This window comes from Streptomyces sp. AM25, from assembly GCF_058146165.1.
In genome coordinates this window covers 507,015-529,146 of the sequence record NZ_JBKIWN010000001.1, presented here as the reverse complement: position 1 = coordinate 529,146, position 22,132 = coordinate 507,015, and the positions used below count along the sequence as shown (strand labels likewise).

Genomic DNA, 22,132 nt, shown 5'->3' with positions numbered 1-22,132 from the left:
CTCCGGTCAACTTCTGGAAATCGCGTACCCGTATACGCTGTTTGGAACGGAGACACCCCCGCACAGGTGAGGGAGCGATTGCGATGCGCGTCCTGGTGGTCGAGGACGAGGAATTCATTGCGAACATGACCGCGGCCGGGCTGCGCCGAGCCGGGATCGCCGTCGACGTCGTCCACGACGGCGAGTCCGCGATGCGCAAGGTCGCCTGGTTCGACTACGACGTCTTCGTGCTCGACCGGGACCTGCCGGGCATCCACGGCGACGACATCTGCCGCGAGGTCGTGAGCAGGGGCCTGCCGAGCCGGATCCTGATGCTCACCGCCTCGGACAGCATCGCGGAGCGGGTGGCGGGGCTGAGCATCGGCGCGGACGACTACCTGCCCAAGCCGTTCTCGTTCGACGAACTGCTCGCCCGCGTCCTGGCCTTGGGCCGGCGCACCGGGCGGGCCTTCCCGCCGACCATGACGCTGGCCGGGATCACCGTCGACAGCGCCCGCCGCAACGCCTTCCGGGACGGCCGGCAACTGATGCTCGCGCCCAAGGAGTTCGCCGTGCTGGAGGCGCTGGTCCTCGCTGAAGGGGCAGTGGTGAGTATGGAGGATCTGGTCGACAAGGTGTGGGACGAGTCCGTGACCCCGCAGACCAATGCCGTCCGGGTCGCCATCAGCAAACTCCGGGCGAAACTCGGCGATCCGTCGGTTCTGGAGACCGTGCCCGGTTCCGGCTACCGCGTGGCCGGCGCACCGGGGGCCGCGCAGCCGTGAGCCGCGCCTTCCTGTCCGGGCTGTCCCGCCTCAAACGTCCCACCGTCCGGGTCAAGGTGACCGCCGCCTGCGCCGCCCTGACCGTGACGGCCGGTGCCGGCCTCATCGCGCTGATCTCCTGGCTCCTGTGGAGCAGCCTGCCCATCGGAGTGCCGGAACTCCCCGCGGACGCCTTCCAGCCTCCGCCCGGAACGGCACCGCCCGCCCTGGGACACGGGGACCCCACCGCCCCCGCCACGGAGGTGGGGGAGATCATCCGCGCCGCTCAGGACGCCGCGCTGCACCGGATGCTGCTCCTGGCCCTGCTCGGCCTCGCACTGCTTGCCGTCGCCGCGGTCGCGGTCTCCTGGTGGCTGGCCGGGCGCATCCTGCGGCCCGTCCACCGCCTCACCACCACCGCGCGCCGGCTCACGGCGGAAGACCTGCACGAACGCATCGCGCTCGATGGGCCGCAGGACGAACTCAAGGAGCTCGCCGACACCTTCGACGCCATGCTCGACCGGGTGGAGAACGCGGTCGCCGCCCAACGCCGGTTCGTCGCCAACGCCGCCCACGAACTGCGCACCCCGCTGGCCGTCCAGCGGGTCGGCCTGGAGGTGGGGCTGCTCGACCCCGATCCGCAGCAGGTGGCCGAGATCCGTTCCGTGCTGCTGGATGCGACCGACCGCACCGAACGGCTGCTCGCCGGGCTGCTCCTGCTCTCCACCAGCGAGCAGGGGCTGGACCACTCCGAGCCCGTGGAACTGCACACCGTCGTGCAGGACGCCCTCGCCGACAGCGCCGACGAGGCGAGCGCGGCACAGGTCGACGTGGACGCGCGCCTGGACGCGGTGACGGTCGACGGCGACGGGGTGCTGCTCGACCGGCTCGTCCGCAATCTCGTCTCCAACGCGATCCGGTACAACACCCGCCCGGGCCACATCGAGATCCGGCTGCGGCGCGACAGCGGCGAGGACGGCACGGAGCAGGCCGTCCTCGAAGTCGGCAACACCGGGCCGACCGTGCCCGCCGATGTGGTCCCGCATCTCTTCGAGCCGTTCCGCCGGCTGCGCCCCCGCCAGCACGCCCCGGGGGAGGGCAACGGGCTGGGCCTGTCCATCGCGGCATCGATCACCGCCGCCCACCAGGGCACGATCACCGCGGAACCGCGGCTCCGCGGCGGCCTCACCGTGCGCGTGGTGCTCCCCCTGCTCCCCCTACTTTCGTCGGCCGGCGAATACCGCCTTTCGGCTGCTGACGCGGACGCGACGCCCTGCAAGGATCGGGACCGAATCCGCCGCCCGTGATCTTTCGACGCACGGGCGCACGAACGATGACGGGATGCAGGGAACACAGAGCATGCAGTCGAGGAACAACGCAGTCACCAGCCTCGCCGACCCGGGGACCGTGGCCGCGCCGGGGGTGGCCGTCGACGGGGTCAAGGTGCTCGACAGGGTCGCCGCCCTGCCCGTCAGCATCTGGCGCTACCAGTGGGACCCGGACCAGGTGTGCCATCTGGGCCCCATGTCCGAGGACTGGTACGCCGCCTTCGGCCTCGGCCGGGACGACACGTCGATCGACTGCGTCGACGCCCAGGGCGTCGCCCTCGTCGCCATCCAGGCACTGCACCGCGAAGTCGTCGAATTGCGCCGGGCGCTGGACGCCCTCCGCGCTATGGGGCCCGGCTGCGCAGCCCCGGCCGGTCCGTGAGGCATCCTGCTCGGATACGTGCCCGCACCTGCCCCCTGTCTTTCCCACCGAACGAACACACCGCATGAAACCTCCGGAACCGCAGCACGCCTGGCGCCCGTCCGCGACGGACGTCGCCGTCGCCGTGGCGGCCGCGGCCTACGGCGTGGGCGACTCCATGGTCCTGCCCCGGTCCGGTCTGCTCACCGGCCACCCCGAGCCGGCGGCCGTCGTGTCGGGGCTGCTGGGCGCCCTGGTCCTGTGGCGCCGCCGTTGGCCGCTGGCCGTGACCGCGGGCGTGCTCGTCGGGCACATCGTCGCCTACGTCCCGGCGGCGCTCATCGCCGCCCTCTACACCGTCGGCGGCCACTACCGCTCCCGGCCCCGGATCCTGGTGACGGTGTTCGTCGTGGCGCTGGGCTCCCAGACGTGGTCCGCGCAGGCGGGCGGACGGGGGCTGGACGTGTTCCACGGTCTGGCGTTCGTGGCCGGGCCGCTGCTGGTGGGCCTGTACGCGGCGACGCAGCAGCAGCTGACCGCCAGCGTCAAGGAGCGGGCGGCCGTCCTGGAGAGCGAGCAGGCCCTCATGGCCGAGCAGGCCCGTGCGGACGAGCGCGCCCGTATCGCCGGTGAGCTGCACGACGTGGTCGCCCACCGGGTCAGCCACATGGTGCTCGCCGCCGGCATCCTCAGCGCCGGCGCCGACCGCGGGGCCGACCGGGTGCGTACCGAGGCCGAACGCATCCGCCGCACCGGGGTGCAGGCCCTGGAGGAACTGCGCGAGATCCTCAACGTCCTGACGGCGCGTCAGGCCATGGGGGAGGCGCCGCTGGAGCCGGTCCCCACCGCCGCCGACCTCGATGCGATCGTCGAGGACTGCCGCCACCTCGGCATGGACATCGCTCTGACAGTGAGCGGCACCCTTGATGACCTGCCGGCCGCCGTGCAGGTCACCGTCTGCCGGGTCGTGAAGGAATGCCTCACCAATGCCTTCAAGCACGCCCCCGGCGCCGCCGTCGCCGTCGACGTCCGGCGCGGGACGGACACGGTGTGCATCGAGGTCACCAACGGGCCTGCCACCACCGCCCCCCGACCGGACCTGCCCTCCGGCGGCCACGGCCTGGTCGGACTGGCCGAGCGGCTGCGCGTGCTGGGCGGCACCTTCCGGGCCGCAGCCCGCCCCGACGGCGGCTTTCTGGTCCGCGCCGAGGTGCCCATTCACCGCGAAGGGTCCGCGCCGTCCCCGTCCGCTCCGGAGGAGCCGTGATCAAGGTCCTGATCGTCGACGACGACCAGTTCGTCCGCTACGGGCTGCGCACCGTCCTGGAGGACGACCCGGAGATCGAAGTCGTCGCCGAGGCCGACAACGGCAGGGCGGGCGTGGTGGCAGCCGGCGTCCACGCCTGCGACGTGGCCCTGGTGGACATCCGGATGCCGCGGATGGACGGCCTCGCGGCCACCCGCGCCATGCTCGCCCAGCCCTCGCCGCCCGCCGTCATCGTGCTCACCACCTTCGGGCTGGACGCCTACGTGAGCGACGCCGTGGAGGCAGGGGCGGCAGGGTTCCTGCTGAAGGACACGCCCCCCGCCGAACTGGTACGCGCCGTCCACCAGGTCTCCGAGGGCCACGCCATGCTCTCCCCGGCCGTCACCCGGCAGATCCTCGACCTGCTGCGCCACCGCCCCAGGACCGCTTCCCCCGAAGTCCGCAGCAAAATCGACACGTTGACCCCCCGCGAGCGGGACGTGCTGGAGCTGCTTGCGCAGGGCCGCTCCAACGCGGACATCGCCGCCGGCCTGTTCACCAGCGAGGCCACGGTCAAGATGCACGTCAGCCGGGTGCTCGCCAAACTCGGCGTCGACAACAGGGTGCAGGCGGCACTGCTCGCCCGCGACGCGGGCCTCGGATTGCCCTGAGCGGGGGCGCAACCCCGGTCGAAGCACTTACGGCGTGGAATAGCCACACCCGTGGCGGGACGGTCAGGCCGATTAGCATCAGCACATGCCCGACGACACCCCGGCTCCCGTCCCGTCCTGCAGGCCGGCGACGGACGGCCTGCTGATCCGTGAGCTGGATCTGAATGATGCAGCAACCGCAGCCGCCGTGTACGTGGCAGGCCGGCGCGCTTACGCTGTCGAGGCCGACGTCATCGGCTTCGACAGCATCCCTGCTCTGCGCGAATCGCTCCAGGAGCTCCAGGCCCGCCCGCTGCGTTGGCTGGGCGTGACCACCGGTGACGGACGGGTGGCGGCCTTCGTGGCCTGGCAGACCCACACCGACACGGACCCGCATGTCACCCGGATCGACCGGGTCTGCGTGGACCCCGACTTCTTTCGACGTGGCCTTGCCACCCGGCTGCTGAACCACCTGCTCAGCAAGGTGATCGACGGTGGCGAAGTGAGAGTCGGCACCGGCGCGGCCAACCGGCCTGCCACGACCTTGTACACCGGCCTCGGCTTCCACCACGCGGCTGACTTCGAACCCGTACCAGGACTCCGCATGTCCACCTTCGTGCTCCACCTCAGCCCCGGCCTCAATCCACACGGTTGAACGTGCCGGCTACCGCTGCCGCAAGGCAGAGGGCCCAGGTCGCCGGGCTCCGGTTCAGCGGGTGCGGCTCCCGGCCCGGCCCGCCTCGACCAGCCTGGCCACTGTCGCCGCGGCGTCGCCACCGGTAACGACGGCCTCGCCGACGAGGACGGCCCCGGCCCCCGCAGCCGCGACGGCCGCGACGTCCTGCGCGTTGCGGATACCGGACTCGGCCACCTTCACCACCGAGTCCGGCAGCAGCGGTGCGATGCGGCCGAAGGCGCTGCGATCGACCTCGAGCGTCTTGAGGTTGCGGGCGTTGACGCCGATCAGCTCCGCGCCCAGGGCGGCCGCGCGCTCGGCCTCCGCCTCGTCGTGCACCTCGACGAGGGCGGTCATACCCAGTTCCGTCGTCAGCCGGTACAACTCCGTGAGCTGTGCGTCCTCCAGAGCGGCCACGATCAGCAGCACCAGGTCGGCACCGCAGGCACGGGCCTCCCACACCTGGTAGGCGGAGACGATGAAGTCCTTGCGCAGCACGGGGACACCGACGGACCTCCGTACTGCGCGCAGATCCGCCAGCGAGCCCAGGAAGCGGCGCTCTTCGGTGAGCACGCTGATGGCGGCGGCCCCGCCGCGCGCGTACTCCGCCGCGAGCAGGGCCGGGTCGGGTATGCGGGACAGCCGGCCCTTGGACGGGCTGGCCCGCTTCACCTCGCAGATCACCGCGACGTCCGGGCCGGACCAAGCTGACACCACGTCGCGTGCGGGGACGGTCGCCAACGCCCGGTCCCGCAGCACCGGCAGGGGCATGGACTCCTCTCTCCTGAGGAAGTCCTCCGTCGCGCCGGCCACCAGGTCGTCGAGCACGGTCATGGGTGCACCATCCATTTGTCTGGGCCTTGCTCTGGGCAGTGCCGGTCACGGTAACAGTGACTCTTCGGCCTTGGCTGCGGCAAAAGTTGACCGATGCCGGGCAATTCTTCGATCGATTCCCCGCCGGTTTTGAAACCGGAAGAAAGCCGGGGCTCGTTCGTCACCGTTCCCGGCGGCCGGTCGGAGGCGGGCGAGACCACCAAGGGGGCAGCACCTACAACCTTTGCCGACAGGTGCGGAACGCCGGGATTTCCAGCATAGAAGTCCAGCTGGACGTCCGAGGGGTGAGGTGTGGGAATGCGCAAATGGCTGACAGGAATGATCTGTGCGATGGCCGCGGGAGCAGTCGCGTTCGGAGTGGAAAGTTCCTTCCCGGCGAACGCGAGCGAGCAGCGTATGGACGCGCAGCTGAGGGAGATCTCCGTCGAGGAACACGCCGCGGGCCGGCAGGACGACCCGGTCGGGATCGACGTGAGCGGCCCCGCTCAGGTGAACTTCCGCAAGATCACGATTCCGCCGGGCAGCGGCACCGGGTGGCACTGCCACTACGGCAACCTGGTCGGAGTGGTGCAGCAGGGGGAGCTCACCCACCAGTTGAGGTCGGGCGGCACCCACACCTACAAGGCCGGGGACTCGGTGATCGAGGGCAGCGGCTATGTGCACCAGGGCTACAACAAGGGCACCGAGGACGTCGTGCTCTGGGTCACCTATGTGACGCCTGAGGGCAAACCGCTCGCGGAGAACGACCTTGCGCAGTGCGACAAGGACACCACGAACCTATGAGAACCGGTGACCGACGGCACCGCCGACGGTGAACCGGGAAAGGATCCCTATGCTCAGCAGAACGCTGCGGAACACCGCGTTGGCGGTCGTTCTCGCCGTGGGTGCGGGGCTGGCTGCCCAGCCTGCGGCCGCCGGCACTCACCGTACATCCGACACACCGGCATTAACTGCGGCCGCCGAGTCCCCCGTTGCCGGTGCGCGCGCCACGGGACTCCCCTTGGACCCGGAGTTCAAGCGGCAGGTCCTCGAACATCTCGGGTCGACCGAGATGGAGGCCGATCACCACAAGCAGATCGTGCGATTCCTCGACCAGGTCGAGTCGGGCAACCCGACCCCGAACGAGCCGTTCAAACGCCAGTCCTACTTCGAGCTGCTGGAGCAGTCCCGCAAGGACATCGACCGGCTGAAGAAGAATGACGGCAAGTTCACCGACGACCTGGACACATACCTCGACGCCCCGGACAAGTACGTCTACATACCGTTCGAGAAGACTGCCAAGGAACTCAATCGGGCATGGACCGACTACATCAACATTCCGAACCCGGCCGACTTCGGCGCCAACCTCGCTGCGGCCCATGACACGGACTGGACGGCGTTCGCCCTCACCGTCGGCGGAGCCTTCAACCTGACCACCTCGATGTGGGGCCCTGCCTACAGCATGTACCTGTCCGCCCAGCAGCACGACTGGGTGAACTTCTCGCTGGCGATCGTCGCCCTGCACGCCATCGCCATCGGTGTCGCCCTGCCCGGTGTCGGTGCGGCCATCGGCCTGGCCACCGCGCTGGTGTCCATGATCTGGGGGCAATTCAACAAGCCGCCGGTGCCCGATGCCGCGAGCACGGCGCGAGAGGGGCGTGACAAGCAGTGGAAGGAGCATCTGGAGAAGAACCTCAAGGACGTGGTCGTGCCTGGTCTGGAGGAGTCGTGGCAGCGTGCGGAGCAGGACGCGGCCCGTGTCACGGCGTTGTCCGAGGCCGTCATGGACGCCCGGTTCGAGGAGCTCTCTCCGGCCGAGCAGCAGAAGGCAAAGGCTAAGGTCGAGGAGAACCGCAAGAAGATGCGGGACGGCCTGCGCGAGAACCTGGACGAATTCGCCTCGGAGGCCAAGAAGGAGCTCACCGAGAATGCGGTCGGAGAGCTCAAGCAGTATGCGCTGGAGAAGCCCGAGGAGGACCGGCGCCAGCCGCTGGGCGACCGGTTCCCCGAGCTCAAGAAGGCCGGCATTCGCTGGGCGGATGCCATCGTCCCCATGCCGGGCCAGGGGGCGGGGAAGGTGTACTGGTTCAGTGACACCAAGGTCGCCCATGTCACGGTGAGTTCCAAGGGTGGGCTCGAAGTCGTCCGTGGTCTTAGGGACATCCAGGAGGAGTTCCCCGCGCTGAAGAACACCGCGGGCGGTGCCTTCGGCAAGGTGTACGCGTCGTTCCCCCGCGGGGACGGGAAGTTCTACTTCTTCGACGGCAACCGCTATGCAGTGATCGATCCCAGCAGCCCCGGAAGCCTCGTCGAAAGTGGCTGGAACGCCGACAAGTTCGATCTCAGCGGCGGTTTCAACGGGTTCTACGCCGTGGCAGACGGTGGCACAAATCAATCGCAGTACAGGCCCCGGCACATCATCTTCAACTCCGACCGTTACCAGCAGCTGGTCATGGACACCTCGAAGCCGCGTCTGGAGAACGGCACTGGCCCGATCACCAACTGGTACGGGCTGAGGGACGCGGGGATGACCAAGGACCTGACCGCGTTCGTGCCGATTCCCGGTACAAACGACGCGTATGTGGTCGATACGCACGGCACCGTGGCCCGCGTCCTGTGGCAGCGGACGGCGAGCGGGCCCGCCACCCCGTTCGCCCGGTTCACCAACGGATACCTCAACAAGAACAAGGAAGCGCTCAAGCCCATTGTCGGCGGATCCGGCTGGTACGACGACAGGTTCGACGGACTCAAGCGGGACCTGCTCGCGGACGACCCGAAGAACTCGATGCCGTCCGATGCCGAACTCGAGGCGCTCGTGCCGGCGTCCGACTTCAAGCCGATCACCATCCCGTACGCGGGGTACTCGGACGTTCCGGAACCGGGCAAGGTCTACCGGCTGACCAACGCCAACAGTGGCCTCGACGTCGCGGTGAAGGACGGCGACAAGGGCCCGGGTGCCGATATCGTCCAGCAGCGCGCCGGTGGTCCGAGCGAGGAGTGGGAGCTGGTCATCTCCGACTCCGGAACCGGCCCGTACAGGAAGTTCGTCAACAAGAACAGCGGTCTCTGCCTCATCAACTACGACAGCCGCCATATGGAGCAGGGGCCCTGCAACCTGGGAGCGGCCCGGGTGCTCTTGAGAATGTGGCCGAACGATGACGGGAGTTACCGCATCCTCAGCTACTCCGGGGCGGAGCCCAAACTGGCCGTCAAGGACAACTCCACGTCGGCAGGCGCATTGTTGGAACTCGTTCCCGCAGCAACGCCCAGCAGCAGCTGGCTGTTCACCGAGGTGAAGCGGTGATGTTCGCCAAGCTCTGAGGACTGCGGACCGTCCGTGACACGGACGTGGCCATGGCCGCCGGGGCCGGTGCAATCGGCTTCGTGTTCACGGGCGGTCCGCAGCACATCGCGGCCGCTGGAAGCGGTGCGCCGTGTCAGACCTCCTCGCCGTCCGGGCCTTCCCCGGACAGCCCGGCCCGGTAGGCGAGCAGCGCGGCCTGCACCCGGTTGTCGGCGTCGAGTTTGGCCATGATGCGGCTGACGTGGCCCTTCGTCGTGCCCTCGGCCATGCCGAGGACTTTGCCGATGCGGAGGTTGGACATGCCGGTGCCGAGCAGCGCGAGCACGTCGCGCTCGCGGTCGGTGAGCCGGTGCAGCAGCCGGCGCTGGGCGAGCGTGAGGCGGGGGCCGCGGTCGCGGGCGGTGGTCAGGACGCGGCGCGTCACCTCGGGGGAGAGTGCCCCGTGGCCCTGGGCGATCCGGCGCACGGTGGCCAGCAGTTCGCGGGGCGGGGAGTTCTTCAGCAGGAAGCCCACGGCGCCGGCGGCCACGGCCTCGTCCACGTAGTCGTCGAGGGCGAAGGAGGTCAGGACCACCACGGCGGGCGGGCGCGGCAGTTCGCCGATCTGCCGCAGTGCGGACAGCCCGGACATACGCGGCATCCGGATGTCCATGAGGACGAGGTCGGGGGAGAGCCTGCGGACTTCCGCGACGGCCTCGACACCGTCCGCGGCCTCGCCGACGACGGTGATCCCGTCGCTCGCGTCCAGCATCGACCGCAGGCCGTAGCGCACGAGCGGGGCGTCATCGGCGATCAACACCCGTGTCGTGGGCTGCTGTCCGACGATCGACGCTGATGACGGCCGTTCCGGACGCGCGACGATCGGCGCCGTATCCGGCGCATCCTGGGGGCTGTTGTGGGGGACGCTGGCACAGTGGGCCATGGGAGCTGCTGCTTTCGGCCTTCGGGGCACGCCGGTTCCGTGCTCGTGGGTGCCGACCGGGCAGTGGATCCGGCGTTGCTCTGGGATTTGCCCGACTGTATCCCAAGAGGGTTCAAGGAAGAGGCAAAGGTCGAATTACCGGCGGGTATCACCTTTTGGCTTCCCCAATCGGCTGCCGACGGTGTAATCGGTCGGCGCGGCAAGGGAATTCACGGTGCCAGGACTTCGGCCCCCCGCGCAGAGGACCTTGGGCCCTTCTGGAGACGAATTCCGGGCTGGCAATGTTCAGGCTGGTTATGGCCTTTCAGGCCGGTGTGGCAGTGAAAGGAGCCGAAGTGCCCGCATCCGTCATGGTGGTCGACGACCAGGAGGCGATCAGGTCGAGCCTGCGCCTGCTGGTGGAATCGACCCCCGAATTCGAGGTCGTCGCGGAGGCCGGTGACGGCTTCGAGGCGCTCGCCAAGGCGCGTACCCACCGCCCCGATGCCGTGCTCATGGACATCCGGATGCCGCGTGCCGACGGAATCGTGGCGACGGAACGGCTCATGCGCTTCGTCAGTCCGCCCAGAATCCTGGTGCTGACCAGCTTCGACGTCGACGACCGGGTGCTGGACGCCCTGGAGGCGGGCGCTGCCGGATTTCTGCTGAAGGACCTGTGTCCGCAGCAGCTGACCGCCGCGCTGCGCACGGTGATGGCGGGCGGCCGGGTCGTGGCGCCGGAAGCGCTGGAGAGCCTCGTGCAGCGGGCCTCCGCGGGCGACCGGGAGAACGGTGCGGGCGCGCAACAGCGACTGTGCGGGCTCAACAGCAGCGAACGGCGGGTGCTCGGGCTGATCGGCGCGGGTCTGACCAATGCGCAGATCGCCCGCCGGCTTCACCTGTCGCAGGCAAGCGTGAAGACCTACGTTTCGAGGATGCTCGCCAAGCTCGGCCTGGACAATCGCACCCAGGCCGCCCTCCTGGCCTACGAAGCCGGGCTCGCGGACAGTGAGCGGGACCACGGCCTGATCTGACGGGCCCGGTGGCGCAGGGCGCCCCGTCGTCTTTCGCCGACGGGGGCCCTGCGCTGCGGCGATTCTGATTGTCATGCTCTGGACATCCTACTGCCGGGTATCGGCCCGTGTGCCAAGGACCGGCGGCGAAAGCGCTCCTCTTGCAAGCTGCACTGCCCTACTTTCGTCGGGGGTCGAAGGCCGACGTTCAGTCGTTCTCGTCCGTGTCGACGGGTGCTTGAGTGAAGAACGGATCCGGGGGAGTTGTCGCCTCGGCCTTCTGTTCGGAGATACACACCCAGATGCACGCTGAACAATTCTTCCGGCTGCGCCCGCCCCCCTTCCTGCCCCGTGCGGTCGACCGGCGCCTGCTGCGCGATGCCGGCATCGCGCTGCTCGTCGCGGTCGCGGCCTGTGTGCAGCTGCGCACGGAGGCCGTGAGCGGCACCGGCCTGGTGCACAGCTACCCCGTGGCCGCGGCGATCGCCGTCGGCGCCTCCGCGACCCTCGTGCTGCGTCGCCGCAGGCCCGAGCTCTGCCTGCTGGCCGGGCTCGTCGCCAGCTTCGCCTCCGACGAGCGGACCCTGCTGATCGCCGCCGCGTACGCCGCGACCCGCTACGGCGGGCAGCGTCGGCGTGCGCTCGTCGCCGCGACCGCCGTCGCGTACGTCGCCACCCGGTACTCCATCGGCATGGCCGCCCACAGCTACCAGCAGCTCCTCTACGGCGTCGTCGTCGAGATCGGCTTCCCCGCGGTGCTCGGCGGGCTCGCCCGGCACCAGCGGGAGCTGCGCGACCTGCTGCGCGAGCGGCTGGACCGGGCCGAGGACACGGTGCGGAGCGCGACCCGCTTCGCCCTGCTGGAAGAGCGGACCCGGCTGGCGTTCGACATCCACGACCACATCGGTCACGAGGTCACCTTCCTGGTCCTGCGCGCCGGTTCGCTCCAGCGGGTGCCCGGCCTGCCGGAGGACGCCCACACGGCCGCCGTCGCCGTGCAGGAGTCGGCGGAGCGGGTGATGGCCGATCTGCGGCAGATGCTGGGTACGCTGCGGGACACCAGTGGAAAGCACACCACCCCCACCGGGCCTGCGAGTTGTGCCGAGTTCCTGTCCGGTCTCGTGCGCAACATGTCGAAGGCCGGCCTGGCCGCCGAGTACCGGTTGCACGGCGTCGCCCGTCCGCTGCCGCCGGCCACCGAGCAACTCCTGTACTGCCTGTGCCGGGAGGCGTTCACCAATGCGGTCAAGTACGCACCGGGCGCTGCTGTCCGGGCGGAGCTGACCTTCGCCACCGGACTGGTCTCGCTGGAGGTACGCAACGGCCGGCCCTCCGGCGTCGCACCTCTGCACAGCTCCGGCCGGATGGGACTGGCCGGCCTGCGCGAGCGGGTCGAGCGGGCCGACGGGCGGCTGAGCGCCGGCCCGCTGCGCGACGGCGGATTCCGGCTGCTGGCGGCGCTCCCGACGCCGCCACCGGCCGGGGACGAGCCGGCGGTGACCGGCGATCCGGCCCGGCCGGAGCAGGAACGAAGCGGCAATTCCAGGTACCAGGGGGCATGGGCAGCATGACCATTCGCGTGATGATCGTGGACGACCAGGCCATCATCCGGATGGGTCTGACGACGCTGATCGACTCCTCCGACGAATTCGAGGTCGTCGGCGAAGCGGGCGACGGCGCCGAGGCGTTGCCGCAGGTGACCGCGCACCGGCCCGACGTGGTGCTGATGGACCTGAACATGCCCCGGATCGACGGGGTCGAGGCCACCCGCCGACTGAGCCGGCTGCCCGAGCCACCCCGCATCCTGGTGCTCAGCGTCTTCGACACCGACGACCGGGTGCTGGAGGCGCTGCGTGCCGGGGCCTGCGGGTTCCTGCTGAAGGACCTGCGCCCCGACGAGCTGTTCGCCGCGATGCACACGGTCGTCCTGGGCGGCCGGGTGATCGCCCCCGAGGTACTGACCAGCCTGGTGCGCAAAGCCGCGGACCGCACACCGATCCGGCTCAACGGGGCGCGCGAGAAGCTGACGCTGTTGAGCCAGGGCGAGCGCCGGGTCCTCGCCCTGGTGGGTGCGGGCATGACGAACACTCAGATCGCTCGCACGCTGGAGCTGTCGGGGGCCAGTGTGAAGACCTATGTCTCGCGCACCCTCGCCAAGCTGGGGCTCGACAACCGCACTCAGGCCGCGATCATCGCGTACGAGATGGGGATCGCCGGGCCCGGCGCAGCGCAGCCGCCCGCCACCGGTGCGCGGACGCCGGAGCCGTAGCGGGTGTCCGGCATCGGGCCGGATTGCATGGTGTTCGGAGCCCGGTCGGCCTCAGCCGACCGGGCTCCGTGTGGCTTGGGGCCCGCCTGGACCGACCGCCTTCAGCCGGCTCTCTCGCCCGGTCCTCGTTCCGGCCTGTTCCGGCCGGCCTTGCGCAGGGCGCGGCGCTCGTGTTCTGCCGTGCCGCCCCAGATGCCGTGCGTTTCGTGGTTGGCCAGCGCGTAGTCCAGGCAGGGCTCCCGGACGGGACAGATCGCACACGCCTCCTTCGCGGGCCCGGAAGACTGCCCCCGGACGGGGAAGAAGATATCGGGATCGGTCTGTGAACATACGGCATCGGACTGCCAGTCGAGTGCGTCGACGTCGAACGCTATGGCACGTATGGGCAGATGAATTCTCTTCTTCACCGGGATCTTCCGTAAACTGCTTCGTCAAACTGCTTCGTTCGTCGACTGAATTTCGTCGACTGAATAGCGAAGTTAACCGACGGTCGGGCGGGCGAACGGCGCGATAAGTTGATCCCGTCAATCGATTTGCGACCCATGGTTGAACCGGGACCCGGAGCCGTCCAGAACGGCTCTGAGGCGGTAGCCGCCGTCCGGCAGTACACCGGCTTCGAGCCGCCCTCCTTCGGCGGTCACGGCTTCGCGCAGGCCCCTCAGCCCCAGGCCGCCGGAGTCGCGGGCCCGCCCGGTGGCTGAGGACGGCCCGTTCTCCACCGACAGGGACACGTCGGTGGCGGTGAACTCCAGCGTCACGGTGACCGTGGCGCCGGGGGCGTGCTTGGCCGCGTTCGTCAGAGCCTCACGGCTGACACGGTGCAGCACCGCATCGGCGCCCGAGGACAGTTCCCGGCGGGTGCCCCGCACCCGGTAGGTGATGTCCATCCCGGCCACCTCCATGTTCCGCACCAGGACCGGCAGGAACTCTGCACACGGGAGCTGCCTGCGGGCAGGCCGGCCGTCGGCGTCCTCGTCGTTCAACACCCTGATGACCGAGCGGAGTTCGTGCATGACCGCGATGGCAGTGTCCGTGATCCGTTCTGCGACGGCGCGCGCCGGCGGCGGCAGGTCCGGCACCTGCTGGAGGCAGCCCGCGTGCAGCACCAGCACGGAGGTCTGGTGGCCGACGTTGTCGTGGATGTCGTAGGCGAGGCGGGTGCGCTCCTCCAGAGCCGCGAACCGGGCGGCGTGCTCCGCGGTCAGTTCGGCGTGGCGGAGACGGTCGCGCAGCAGAGCCTGCAGCGACCGTTCCTTGCGCAGCAGTTCGCCCATGAGCGCCGGAAGGAAGATGTCCACCGCCACCCCGTGGCCCAGCTCCTGGAGCGACGAGGCGGCGGTGCCGACGAAGCACCGGGTGGTGAAGTAGAGGCAGGCCGTGCCGACGACGGTGGGCCAGCGCATGCGGCCGCCGTACTGGCCCAGCGAGTAGAGGGCGACGATCAGCGGGGTGCGCTCGTCCGAGGCGAAGGTGGCCAGCAGCGCCGCGGCCACACAGACGATGGGATGCCTCCGGCGGACCACCAGCACGGCCGCTGCCGCGGTGGCGGCGGCGCAGCTGAGCGGATAGCCGGGGATCAGGCCCGTACCGCCCACCACAGTGATCAGTACGCAGGACAGCGCCGCGACCGCTCCTGCCAGCGCAATGTCGATCGTGCGCGTATCGCTCCACCGCTGCCGGTTCCGGCGGTCGGAAATCATCGGTGCCCTGCTCCGGTTGTCACGTTCTTCGTCACGTTCTTCATCACCTTCGTCGTCGCCAGGAGCGTAGGTTCCGCCGCCGACCGCCCCGGGCGGCAAACGGTGGAGGCGGATCACCGAAGGAGGACACGGGACCAACCAAAGGCGCCTGCTGCGTGGTGAATGCATCCATAACGTTGACGCAGTGCCCTTTCAGCGCCTCTGCCATGGCGCCGCCCCCGCACCGCACCCTCGAAGAGACGGAACGTCCGCGCCATGATCCCCACACCGCCGCCGCAGCGAACTCGCCTGCTGGGCTGGGAGCGTGGCGCGGGCGGCAGGATCCGCCCGGCCGTCTGGGTGTGCCCCGCACTGCTGACGTTGCTGGTCGGCGTGTGGCGGATCGGCCGTGCCGAGGTGTGGCGGGACGAGCCGGCCACCTGGAGCGCCGCCACCCGCTTCCCGGGTCGGCTCGTGGCGTCGGCTGGCGAGATTGATGAGGTGTACGCCCCGTACTACGCGTTCATGCACGGCTGGGTACACCTCTTTGGCGACTCAGCGGTCTCCCTGCGTACGCCGTCGCTGCTGGCGGCGGCTGCCGCTGCGGGGACGGCGGCGCTGCTCGGGTCGCGGATGTTCGGCTACTGGGCGGGAACGCTCGGGGGATTGGTGGTCGCCGTGGTTCCGGCCGTCTCCCGGACGGCCCAGGAGGCAAGTCCGTACAGCCTGGCGATGTTCGCGGCCGCCCTGGCCACGCTGGCCCTGTTCAGAGCGCTGGCCAGACCGACCTGGCAGCGGTGGGCGTGCTACGGCGCGGCGCTGGCCTTCACCGGCGTGTGCCACGCCGTGGCGCTCTGCGTGATCGCCGGGCATGCCGTGGCCGCGATCGCCGCCTGGCGGTGCTCGCGCGACCGACGGACCCTGCGCTTCGTGCCTGCCGTCGTGGGCGCGGTGGCGGCCATCTCGCCGCTGCTGCTGCTCGGCCGGCGGCAGCAAGAGGCGCAGCTCTCTTGGCCGCACCGCCCGTCGCTCGCCGACATGATCGGTGCCGACGACCCGTTCGCCCGCGGCAGTTGGCTCGGGGCACAGGTGTTCTGCTCGTCGTGGGCGGCAGGGGCCGTCCTGGTGCTCGCGGCGCTGGCGTGGCTGCGCCACGACCGGTCCAAGGTCGCCGTCCTGACGGTGGTGGCGCTGCTACCCGTCCCGGTTCTGTGGGGCCTTTCGCAGGGCGGGACTTCGTCCTACGTGCCGCGCTGCCTGATGTTCACCGTCCTGGTGTGGGCGGTCCTGGCCGGAGCGGCGCTCGCTGCTGTGCGTCCGCGGGCGCTGGCGGTCGGCGCAGTCGTGGCGGTGGCGGCGGCAGGAGCTCCCGACCAGGTGGCCAACCACCGTGCGGCGGGCCATACCGGTTCCTCCGATGCGGCCGGCATCATCGTCGACCGGCAGCAGTGGGGCGACGCGATGGTCTACGGGGAGCGCCGCACGGGGTTCCTGGACGAGGATCTCGCGCGCCTGCTGGGCGACCGGCTGCCGCGCGACGTGTTCCTCGACCGCACCGCGGCCGAGGCGGGAAGCCCGTACGCGGTGGAACGCACCGACTACGCCGAATGCCTCGGCGACAACCCGCCCTTGCGGCTGTGGGTACTCACCGCCGGTGAGAACTCCGGCCCGTTCACGCAGGACGCGGTCCAGGGGGCACCGCCGGTGCCGCCGCAGAAGACACACGTGCTGCGCACCTACTACGAGACCGCCGAGACCTTGCACCCGCCGGGGCTCACCCTGACGCTGATGACCTTGCAGGAGAGCGATGAGTGACAAGGACCTCACCTGTGACACCCCCTGTTCCTCCCCACCTGTAACGGCCCTTGTTCCCCGTCCCGAAGGAGTCACTGTGCAGCCGTCCGCACAGACCGCCCCTGCACCGACCCGCACAGAGGTGCACGGCGCGGGTCGGCGCCCGACCGGTGCCGACGCCGGCCCGGCCGAGCAGCTGCGCAAGGCGCCCTCCGGCCGGCCGGCCGTGATCGCCGCATGCGCGGGGGCGATGGCCGCCGCCTGGCCGGCGATCGGCCTGCTCCCCGCCGGACTGGCCGAGTACCTCGTGCCCGACACACCCCGCAATGCGCTTGCCGCGCATACCACGTTGGGCGCCTTCGTCGCCGTGGCCTCCGTCGCGGTCGTCGTCGTGGCACTCAGCGGGCTGGCCCGGGTGCCCAGCGGCAGCGCCCTCGTGCTCACGTTCTGCGGCCGCTATTGCGGCACGGTGCGCAGGACGGGACTGGTGTGGACGAATCCGCTGCACCTGCGCCGCCGCGTCGATGTCCGCGTGCACCACTGGCGGAGTGACGACGTGCAGGCGACCGACCGCGAAGGCGTTCCGCTGCGTGCGTCCCTGCTCGTGACCTGGCAGGTGCGGGACACCGCCCGCGCCTGCCTGAGCACGACGGAACACACCGCATACCTCCGCAACGTGGTCGAGGCGGCGGCGAGCCGCGCGTTCTCCGCCCTGCCCTGCGACCGCTTCCTGCAGGACGGCCCCTCGCTGCGGGCCGACTCCGGGCTCGGCGACGAACTCACCCGGACGGTCGCGGACGGGGCCGGGGCCGTGGGCATCGAGGTCCTCTCGGTCCAGGTCGTCCGGCTCGGCTACGCACCCGAGGTCGCCGACGCCGTGCGCCGCAGGCAGCTGGCCGTACTGGAGGCGAAGGACCGGGAAGCGGTGCTGGACCAGGTGGCCGGGACCGTGGAGGCCGCGACCGCGCGGCTGACGCGGAGCGATGCCGTGGAGTGGGACGCGTATGAACGCAAGAGGTTCGTCCGGGAATTGACCCTCGCACTGTACGCGACCCGGACTGCCGCCCCGGTGCCGCCCGTGGCGAAGGCCGACGAATGACGCCGCCCGCGGCCCGGCCGCCCGTGCGCGTCCTCGTCGTCGACGACCAGCCCCTGATGCGCTCCGGACTGCGCGGACTGATCGACACCTTCCCGGACTTCGAGACCGTCGCCGAAGCGGCGAGCGGTGCCGAGGCGGTGGACCGGTGCCGCGAACTGCGCGCCGACATCGCCGTCGTGGACCTGCGCATGCCCGGCATGGACGGCACGGAGTGCACCGCCCGGCTGCTGGAGCTGCCGGAGCCGCCCAAGGTGCTGCTGCTCACCGGCTTTCCCCTCGACGGTCGGACCCTGGGCTGCCTGGCCTCCGGCGCCGCAGGGCTGCTGGGCAAGGACCTGCGGCCGGCCGAACTGGCCGCCGTCCTGCGCTCGGTGGCCGCCGGCACCGGGGTCGTCTCCCCGGACGTGCTGACCCTGCTGCTGAGCCGGTCGGAGGAGAGCACGGGCATGGGACAGGAACGGGCACAGGAACTGCTCACCCGGCTGAGCGCGAGCGAGCATCGGGTGCTGGCGCTGGTCGGGTCCGGCATGACCAACGACCAGATCGCCTACCGGCTCGGCCTCTCGGGGGCGAGCGTCAAGACGTACGTCTCCCGCGCACTCGCCAAGCTGGGCCTGGAGAACCGCACCCAGGCCGCCCTGATCGTGCTCGAAGCCGGACTGGGCGAGGACCCGTGGGAGTCCGGAGACTGACGCGGCCTGCCGGCCGTGCCGTTCGTCCATCCGCTGTCCACTTTCTCCGACGCTGCGTCACGGTGGCCGGTCCTAGCGTGACGAGTACAGGCCAGGGCGCCGCCGAGGGACCGACACGAGCGTGACCCTCGCCGTCCGGCAGCCGACAGGGCAGACGCCCTGCGGGTGCCACGGCGCCCCCGAACCGAACGCAGGAAGAATCAGATGACCGCTGGGCCCCGCGCCGCCCGCAGCCCTGAAGGGCGTGGCCGGTGGCGCTCTACCGCAGGCTGCCCGCCTGCATCCGGCGCCGGGTGGCCCAGGGCGTCTGCAAGTGGGGCAAGCGGCGCTGTGTCCGCGTCCTCGCGGTGGCGAACCGTGCACACGCCTGCCTGGCGCTGGGCGACGCCTCCCTGTGGTACGTCTGCGTCCGCGGCAAGGCCCTGCGGTCCACCGTCGCCGCGGTGCGCGCCCAGGACCGTCCCCACGCGGAGGCGGCCCTGCGCGCGTCCTGCCGCGAACACCCCGGCTACATCGCCCCGGTCGGCGGAGGGGGCCGACCGGGGCGGCTACGGCCGGGCGCGTCGGCGCGCGCGTGGCGGGCGGCCACGGGCGATGCGGTGGTGCGGGTGACGCGCTTCGGCTGCGACGTGGAGTTCTGGCCCCAGGAGGACGACTTCCTGCACGCGCCGCGGCCCGACTCACCCTCGTCCTGCGCCGGCGCCGGAGCCCCAGGACGTCACTCGTCGCGGGCGATGTCCGGGTGACCGGACGGGACTTCGAGTGCCTGGTGCCGACACGTGAACGGCTGCACAACAGGCTGCTCCGGCAGGAGAACTAGGACTTCCACCTGGCAGCCCACCCGTACCCGTCCCGAGTCCGGGTGGGGCGATTCCTGGACGACGTGCAGGGAGGCAAAGCGATCCACCGCTTCGCGGAACTGACCGTCGCAGAAACAGCCCCCGTGGACCTCTTCCGGCACGGCGCGGAGCCCGCCCAAGTCGCGGTCCGCCCGTACTACACCACGGACAACGATTTGTCCGTGGTGGTGAACGAACTCGCCTGACGGCAACAGCACAAGGAGCGGAAGGAACGGCATGAAGGTCGTGTTCCTGATTCACAACGCCTACGCCATCGGAGGGGTGGTCCGCGCCACGGCGAACCTCGCAGCGGCCTTCGCCGAGCGGCACGAGGTCGAGATCGTGTCGGTGTTCCGCAACGCCGACCGGCCCGCGCTGCCACTGGACCCGCGGGTCAAACTGGTGCCCCTGGTGGACCGGCGGCCGGGAGCGGGCGACGAGGCACACCCCCTGCACGCGGAGCCGTCGCGCGTCTTCCTCGACCTGGACGGCTTCGCCCCCGGCTACACCCGGCTCGCCGACGAACGGGTCGGCGACTACCTGCGCCAGACCGATGCCCAGGTCGTCGTCTCCACCCGGCCGGGCCTGTCCGCCTACTTGGCGGCCCGCACGGACGCCCCGTACCTGCGCGTGGCCCAGGAACACGAAGGGTTCCGTGCCGCGCGGGGACAGATGCGCACTGAACTCGACGCCGTCTACCGGAAATTGGATGCGGTGGTGCCGCTGACCGAGGCGGACGCCCGGCTGCACTGGGAGCACTTCGGCGACACCGCAGTGCGGATCACCGCCATCCCCAACGTCGTTCCGGCACCGCCTGTCACCCCGCCACGGCAGCGCGCCACACTGGTCGTGGCCGCCGGGAGACTGGCCCGGACCAAGCGGTTCGACCTCGTCATCGACGCCTTCGCCCGGCTCCTTCCCGACTATCCCGACTGGCGACTGCGCATTTACGGCCGGGGCCCGGACGAGGCACGGTTGCGCCGCCTGATCAACGACCGGGGCCTGTACAACCACGTGAGCCTGATGGGTTCCCGGGCGTCGCTGGACACCGAGTGGTGCAAGGGCGCCATCGCCGTGGGTGCCGCCGTCCGCGAAACCTCCGCGATGCCCCTGGCCGAGGCCATGCAGTGCGGGCTGCCCGTAGTGAGCACCGACTCCCCGCACGGGCCGCGAGAGATCATCAAGGACGGCGTCACCGGACTGCTCGTCCCCAACGGTGACACAGAGGCGCTCGCGGGCGCGCTGCGCACCCTCGTCGAGGACCGCGAGCTGCGCGAGCGCATGGGCGCCGCGGGCCGGCTCGCCGTCCGACGCTTCGCCCCCCACCGGATCGTCGCCCGCTACGAGTGGCTGTTCGCCTCCCTGGCCCGCACCGAGCCGCCGGTGGCGGACTGCACGGTGCTCAGGCCGGGCCTGCTGCGCATCCGGCTGCGCCCGGTGGGGATGCTGCCCGCGGACACCACGCTCGTCCTGCGACGGCGCGGCAGGGCGGCCGACGAGGTCCGCCTCTTTCGCAACGGGGCCGACGGCGGCTGGGCCTTCGACGTGGAGACGGACATGACGGAACTCCCAGAAGGGCACTGGGACCTGACGGCGGACGTGCCCGGGCGGGCGGCCGTGCCGCTGACCGCAGGGGTGGTCGAGACCGCGGAACTGTTGCTCCGGGGTAATCCCGGCCCGGCGCCGCTGAGCTGGTCCATCCCGTACGCCACCGTCGACGGCAGGCTTGCGTTGCGGGTGTGGAGACGGGAGCGGCACGCCGAGATCACTGATGTGGCCGTCGAGGAGGGCACGGTCACGGTCACCGGGCGGCTCTTCGGACCGGACTGCGGGCCTCCTGCGGACCGGCCCACCGCTGTGCTGCGCGCCCGGCGCAGCGCCCGCGCGGCCGACCTCGAACTGCTGCTGGAGGTCCGGGCCCCGGGACCGGGCCGGCACGACCCGCGCACCTTCACGCTCCGCTTCGCCGCGGTCGACCTCGGCAGCGCCGGGGCCGGACCGCACGACGACTGGGACCTGTGGCTCGTGCCCCGCGCGGAGGAGGAGCCCGTCCGCGCCGGACGCCTGCTCGACGACATCGTCAACCGCAAGCGCGTCGACGTCTACCCGCACATCGAGGTCACCGACGCGGACCGTGGCCCGGTGCGCGTCCGCCCGTTCTTCACCCCCTCCAACGAACTGTCCGTGAACGCCGTTGACGCCATACCGGCCCCTGCAGAGCAGGACAGCGCCGGGTGAGCGACTCCCAGACGACAAGCACCGGGTCCTTGCGGTGTACGGAACCGGGTCGGCCGGGGGACCGCAGGGTCGGGCAGGCGCTGCACCGCAAGGCCTACGGGAGCAGCTGCGCGGAACGTTGCCCCGGCGGGGGCCTGGTCCTGCTGCGGCTCGCCTCCGGGCAGCTCGCCGCCTTCTCGGTCCAGGGGCCCGTGCAGCCGTTGCTCGCCGCCGGGGGAACCGGAACGCCCGGCCCCCTGCGGTTCGAGGGTCGGGGCGTGGGCACTCCGGCGCTGTTCCGCGAACCCGGGGGCGGGCGCTGGCTGTAGGGCTGGGCGACGGCGGGCGGTGGCTGCACGCCCGCGAGCTGCCCTGGTGACCGGGGCCAGCCGGGCCGAGGGCCTCGGCCGACTCTGTCGGGGCTCCGGTAGCAGAACGACGACCTGTATATCGTTGCCCGGCATGGAGTGCCCCTGCCGGGGGTCGGTTTCCAAGGAGATCCTGACGG

Annotated in this window: 22 protein-coding genes; 18 read left to right on the top strand and 4 right to left on the bottom strand. The window is 70.8% G+C overall.

All coding sequences use genetic code 11. From position 1 onward, the window contains the following. Window positions 1-83 precede the first annotated feature (83 nt). The 6 genes from ACLHRZ_RS02105 to ACLHRZ_RS02080 all read left to right on the top strand — a co-directional run bounded on the left by ACLHRZ_RS02105 (window position 84) and on the right by ACLHRZ_RS02080 (window position 4,983). A complete protein-coding gene (locus ACLHRZ_RS02105) occupies window positions 84-764 on the top strand; it encodes a response regulator transcription factor (RefSeq protein WP_490416429.1) in 681 nt (226 codons plus the stop codon). After that, complete coding sequence (locus ACLHRZ_RS02100; protein WP_490416428.1) at window positions 761-2,050, top strand: sensor histidine kinase; 1,290 nt, start codon at window positions 761-763, stop codon at window positions 2,048-2,050. The genes ACLHRZ_RS02105 and ACLHRZ_RS02100 overlap by 4 nt, the downstream gene beginning before the upstream one ends. Window positions 2,051-2,102: 52 nt before the next feature. Next, window positions 2,103-2,453, top strand: a complete 351-nt coding sequence (locus tag ACLHRZ_RS02095) for a hypothetical protein (protein ID WP_490416427.1) — start codon at window positions 2,103-2,105, stop codon at window positions 2,451-2,453. Window positions 2,454-2,517: 64 nt separating this feature from the next. After that, window positions 2,518-3,699 (top strand): sensor histidine kinase, encoded by a 1,182-nt coding sequence (locus ACLHRZ_RS02090; RefSeq protein WP_490416426.1) that lies wholly within the window; start codon window positions 2,518-2,520, stop codon window positions 3,697-3,699. After that, a complete protein-coding gene (locus ACLHRZ_RS02085; RefSeq protein WP_490416425.1) occupies window positions 3,696-4,349 on the top strand; it encodes a response regulator in 654 nt (217 codons plus the stop codon). The genes ACLHRZ_RS02090 and ACLHRZ_RS02085 overlap by 4 nt, the downstream gene beginning before the upstream one ends. An 85-nt stretch (window positions 4,350-4,434) precedes the next feature. Then, on the top strand, window positions 4,435-4,983 hold the full coding sequence (locus ACLHRZ_RS02080; protein WP_490416424.1) for a GNAT family N-acetyltransferase: 549 nt from the start codon (window positions 4,435-4,437) through the stop codon (window positions 4,981-4,983). Between the two features lie 54 nt (window positions 4,984-5,037). Here the strand turns inward: ACLHRZ_RS02080 and trpC are convergent, their stop codons facing one another. Beyond that, the gene (trpC, locus tag ACLHRZ_RS02075; RefSeq protein WP_490416423.1) at window positions 5,038-5,838 is read right to left on the bottom strand and encodes an indole-3-glycerol phosphate synthase TrpC; all 801 of its coding nucleotides are present in this window, start codon (window positions 5,836-5,838) and stop codon (window positions 5,038-5,040) included. 330 nt (window positions 5,839-6,168) lie between these two features. Here trpC and ACLHRZ_RS02070 point away from each other — a divergent pair, with 330 nt between their 5' ends. Continuing rightward, entirely contained in the window at window positions 6,169-6,621 is a 453-nt protein-coding gene (locus tag ACLHRZ_RS02070) for a cupin domain-containing protein (protein ID WP_490416422.1), read from the top strand. 49 nt (window positions 6,622-6,670) lie between these two features. Then, window positions 6,671-9,121 (top strand): RICIN domain-containing protein, encoded by a 2,451-nt coding sequence (locus ACLHRZ_RS02065; protein ID WP_490416421.1) that lies wholly within the window; start codon window positions 6,671-6,673, stop codon window positions 9,119-9,121. A 133-nt stretch (window positions 9,122-9,254) separates the two neighbouring features. Here ACLHRZ_RS02065 and ACLHRZ_RS02060 read toward each other — a convergent pair whose 3' ends face one another. Continuing rightward, entirely contained in the window at window positions 9,255-9,920 is a 666-nt protein-coding gene (locus ACLHRZ_RS02060; RefSeq protein ID WP_490416454.1) for a response regulator, read from the bottom strand. A gap of 458 nt (window positions 9,921-10,378) precedes the next feature. On the opposite strand from ACLHRZ_RS02060, the gene ACLHRZ_RS02055 reads away from it, so the two are divergent. The 3 genes from ACLHRZ_RS02055 to ACLHRZ_RS02045 all read left to right on the top strand — a co-directional run bounded on the left by ACLHRZ_RS02055 (window position 10,379) and on the right by ACLHRZ_RS02045 (window position 13,304). Beyond that, complete coding sequence (locus tag ACLHRZ_RS02055; RefSeq protein WP_490416420.1) at window positions 10,379-11,056, top strand: response regulator; 678 nt, start codon at window positions 10,379-10,381, stop codon at window positions 11,054-11,056. Window positions 11,057-11,337: 281 nt separating this feature from the next. Next, the gene (locus ACLHRZ_RS02050) at window positions 11,338-12,606 is read left to right on the top strand and encodes a sensor histidine kinase (protein WP_490416419.1); all 1,269 of its coding nucleotides are present in this window, start codon (window positions 11,338-11,340) and stop codon (window positions 12,604-12,606) included. Further along, window positions 12,603-13,304: a response regulator gene (locus ACLHRZ_RS02045; protein ID WP_490416418.1), complete on the top strand. Its 702-nt coding sequence runs from the start codon at window positions 12,603-12,605 to the stop codon at window positions 13,302-13,304. The genes ACLHRZ_RS02050 and ACLHRZ_RS02045 overlap by 4 nt, the downstream gene beginning before the upstream one ends. 101 nt (window positions 13,305-13,405) lie before the next feature. On the opposite strand, the gene ACLHRZ_RS02040 is transcribed toward ACLHRZ_RS02045, so the two are convergent. Together ACLHRZ_RS02040 and ACLHRZ_RS02035 are read right to left on the bottom strand one after the other, a co-directional pair. Further along, window positions 13,406-13,711, bottom strand: coding sequence for a WhiB family transcriptional regulator (locus tag ACLHRZ_RS02040; RefSeq protein WP_490416417.1), 306 nt, complete (start codon window positions 13,709-13,711; stop codon window positions 13,406-13,408). Between the two features lie 117 nt (window positions 13,712-13,828). Then, window positions 13,829-15,004, bottom strand: coding sequence for a sensor histidine kinase (locus ACLHRZ_RS02035; protein WP_490416416.1), 1,176 nt, complete (start codon window positions 15,002-15,004; stop codon window positions 13,829-13,831). 255 nt (window positions 15,005-15,259) lie between these two features. On the opposite strand from ACLHRZ_RS02035, the gene ACLHRZ_RS02030 reads away from it, so the two are divergent. The 7 genes from ACLHRZ_RS02030 (at window position 15,260) to ACLHRZ_RS02000 (ending at window position 21,953) form a co-directional block, all read left to right on the top strand. Then, on the top strand, window positions 15,260-16,798 hold the full coding sequence (locus ACLHRZ_RS02030) for a glycosyltransferase family 39 protein (RefSeq protein WP_490416415.1): 1,539 nt from the start codon (window positions 15,260-15,262) through the stop codon (window positions 16,796-16,798). Window positions 16,799-16,874: 76 nt separating this feature from the next. Continuing rightward, complete coding sequence (locus tag ACLHRZ_RS02025) at window positions 16,875-17,876, top strand: SPFH domain-containing protein (RefSeq protein ID WP_490416414.1); 1,002 nt, start codon at window positions 16,875-16,877, stop codon at window positions 17,874-17,876. Continuing rightward, the gene (locus ACLHRZ_RS02020) at window positions 17,873-18,568 is read left to right on the top strand and encodes a response regulator (RefSeq protein WP_490416413.1); all 696 of its coding nucleotides are present in this window, start codon (window positions 17,873-17,875) and stop codon (window positions 18,566-18,568) included. Before ACLHRZ_RS02025 ends, ACLHRZ_RS02020 begins: the two co-directional genes overlap by 4 nt. Before the next feature lie 251 nt (window positions 18,569-18,819). After that, the gene (locus tag ACLHRZ_RS02015; protein ID WP_490416412.1) at window positions 18,820-19,314 is read left to right on the top strand and encodes a hypothetical protein; all 495 of its coding nucleotides are present in this window, start codon (window positions 18,820-18,822) and stop codon (window positions 19,312-19,314) included. 137 nt (window positions 19,315-19,451) lie between these two features. Next, on the top strand, window positions 19,452-19,613 hold the full coding sequence (locus ACLHRZ_RS02010; RefSeq protein WP_490416411.1) for a hypothetical protein: 162 nt from the start codon (window positions 19,452-19,454) through the stop codon (window positions 19,611-19,613). A 31-nt stretch (window positions 19,614-19,644) separates the two neighbouring features. Next, the gene (locus ACLHRZ_RS02005; protein ID WP_490416410.1) at window positions 19,645-21,645 is read left to right on the top strand and encodes a glycosyltransferase; all 2,001 of its coding nucleotides are present in this window, start codon (window positions 19,645-19,647) and stop codon (window positions 21,643-21,645) included. Beyond that, window positions 21,642-21,953 carry a hypothetical protein gene (locus ACLHRZ_RS02000; protein ID WP_490416409.1) on the top strand — a complete coding sequence of 104 codons (312 nt, stop codon included), beginning with the start codon at window positions 21,642-21,644 and terminating at the stop codon, window positions 21,951-21,953. The genes ACLHRZ_RS02005 and ACLHRZ_RS02000 overlap by 4 nt, the downstream gene beginning before the upstream one ends. Window positions 21,954-22,132: the final 179 nt, after the last annotated feature.

What these genes read in the sequence shown, in the direction of transcription:
- ACLHRZ_RS02090 (WP_490416426.1), top strand. Translation starts at nt 2,518, where the DNA reads ATGAAACCTCCGGAACCGCAGCACGCCTGGCGCCCGTCCGCGACGGAC.
- ACLHRZ_RS02105 (WP_490416429.1), top strand. Translation starts at nt 84, where the DNA reads ATGCGCGTCCTGGTGGTCGAGGACGAGGAATTCATTGCGAACATGACC.
- ACLHRZ_RS02070 (WP_490416422.1), top strand. Translation starts at nt 6,169, where the DNA reads ATGGCCGCGGGAGCAGTCGCGTTCGGAGTGGAAAGTTCCTTCCCGGCG.
- ACLHRZ_RS02030 (WP_490416415.1), top strand. Translation starts at nt 15,260, where the DNA reads ATGATCCCCACACCGCCGCCGCAGCGAACTCGCCTGCTGGGCTGGGAG.
- ACLHRZ_RS02095 (WP_490416427.1), top strand. Translation starts at nt 2,103, where the DNA reads ATGCAGTCGAGGAACAACGCAGTCACCAGCCTCGCCGACCCGGGGACC.
- trpC (WP_490416423.1), bottom strand. Translation starts at nt 5,838, where the DNA reads ATGACCGTGCTCGACGACCTGGTGGCCGGCGCGACGGAGGACTTCCTC.
- ACLHRZ_RS02065 (WP_490416421.1), top strand. Translation starts at nt 6,671, where the DNA reads ATGCTCAGCAGAACGCTGCGGAACACCGCGTTGGCGGTCGTTCTCGCC.
- ACLHRZ_RS02050 (WP_490416419.1), top strand. Translation starts at nt 11,338, where the DNA reads ATGCACGCTGAACAATTCTTCCGGCTGCGCCCGCCCCCCTTCCTGCCC.
- ACLHRZ_RS02035 (WP_490416416.1), bottom strand. Translation starts at nt 15,004, where the DNA reads ATGATTTCCGACCGCCGGAACCGGCAGCGGTGGAGCGATACGCGCACG.
- ACLHRZ_RS02045 (WP_490416418.1), top strand. Translation starts at nt 12,603, where the DNA reads ATGACCATTCGCGTGATGATCGTGGACGACCAGGCCATCATCCGGATG.
- ACLHRZ_RS02005 (WP_490416410.1), top strand. Translation starts at nt 19,645, where the DNA reads ATGAAGGTCGTGTTCCTGATTCACAACGCCTACGCCATCGGAGGGGTG.
- ACLHRZ_RS02080 (WP_490416424.1), top strand. Translation starts at nt 4,435, where the DNA reads ATGCCCGACGACACCCCGGCTCCCGTCCCGTCCTGCAGGCCGGCGACG.
- ACLHRZ_RS02020 (WP_490416413.1), top strand. Translation starts at nt 17,873, where the DNA reads ATGACGCCGCCCGCGGCCCGGCCGCCCGTGCGCGTCCTCGTCGTCGAC.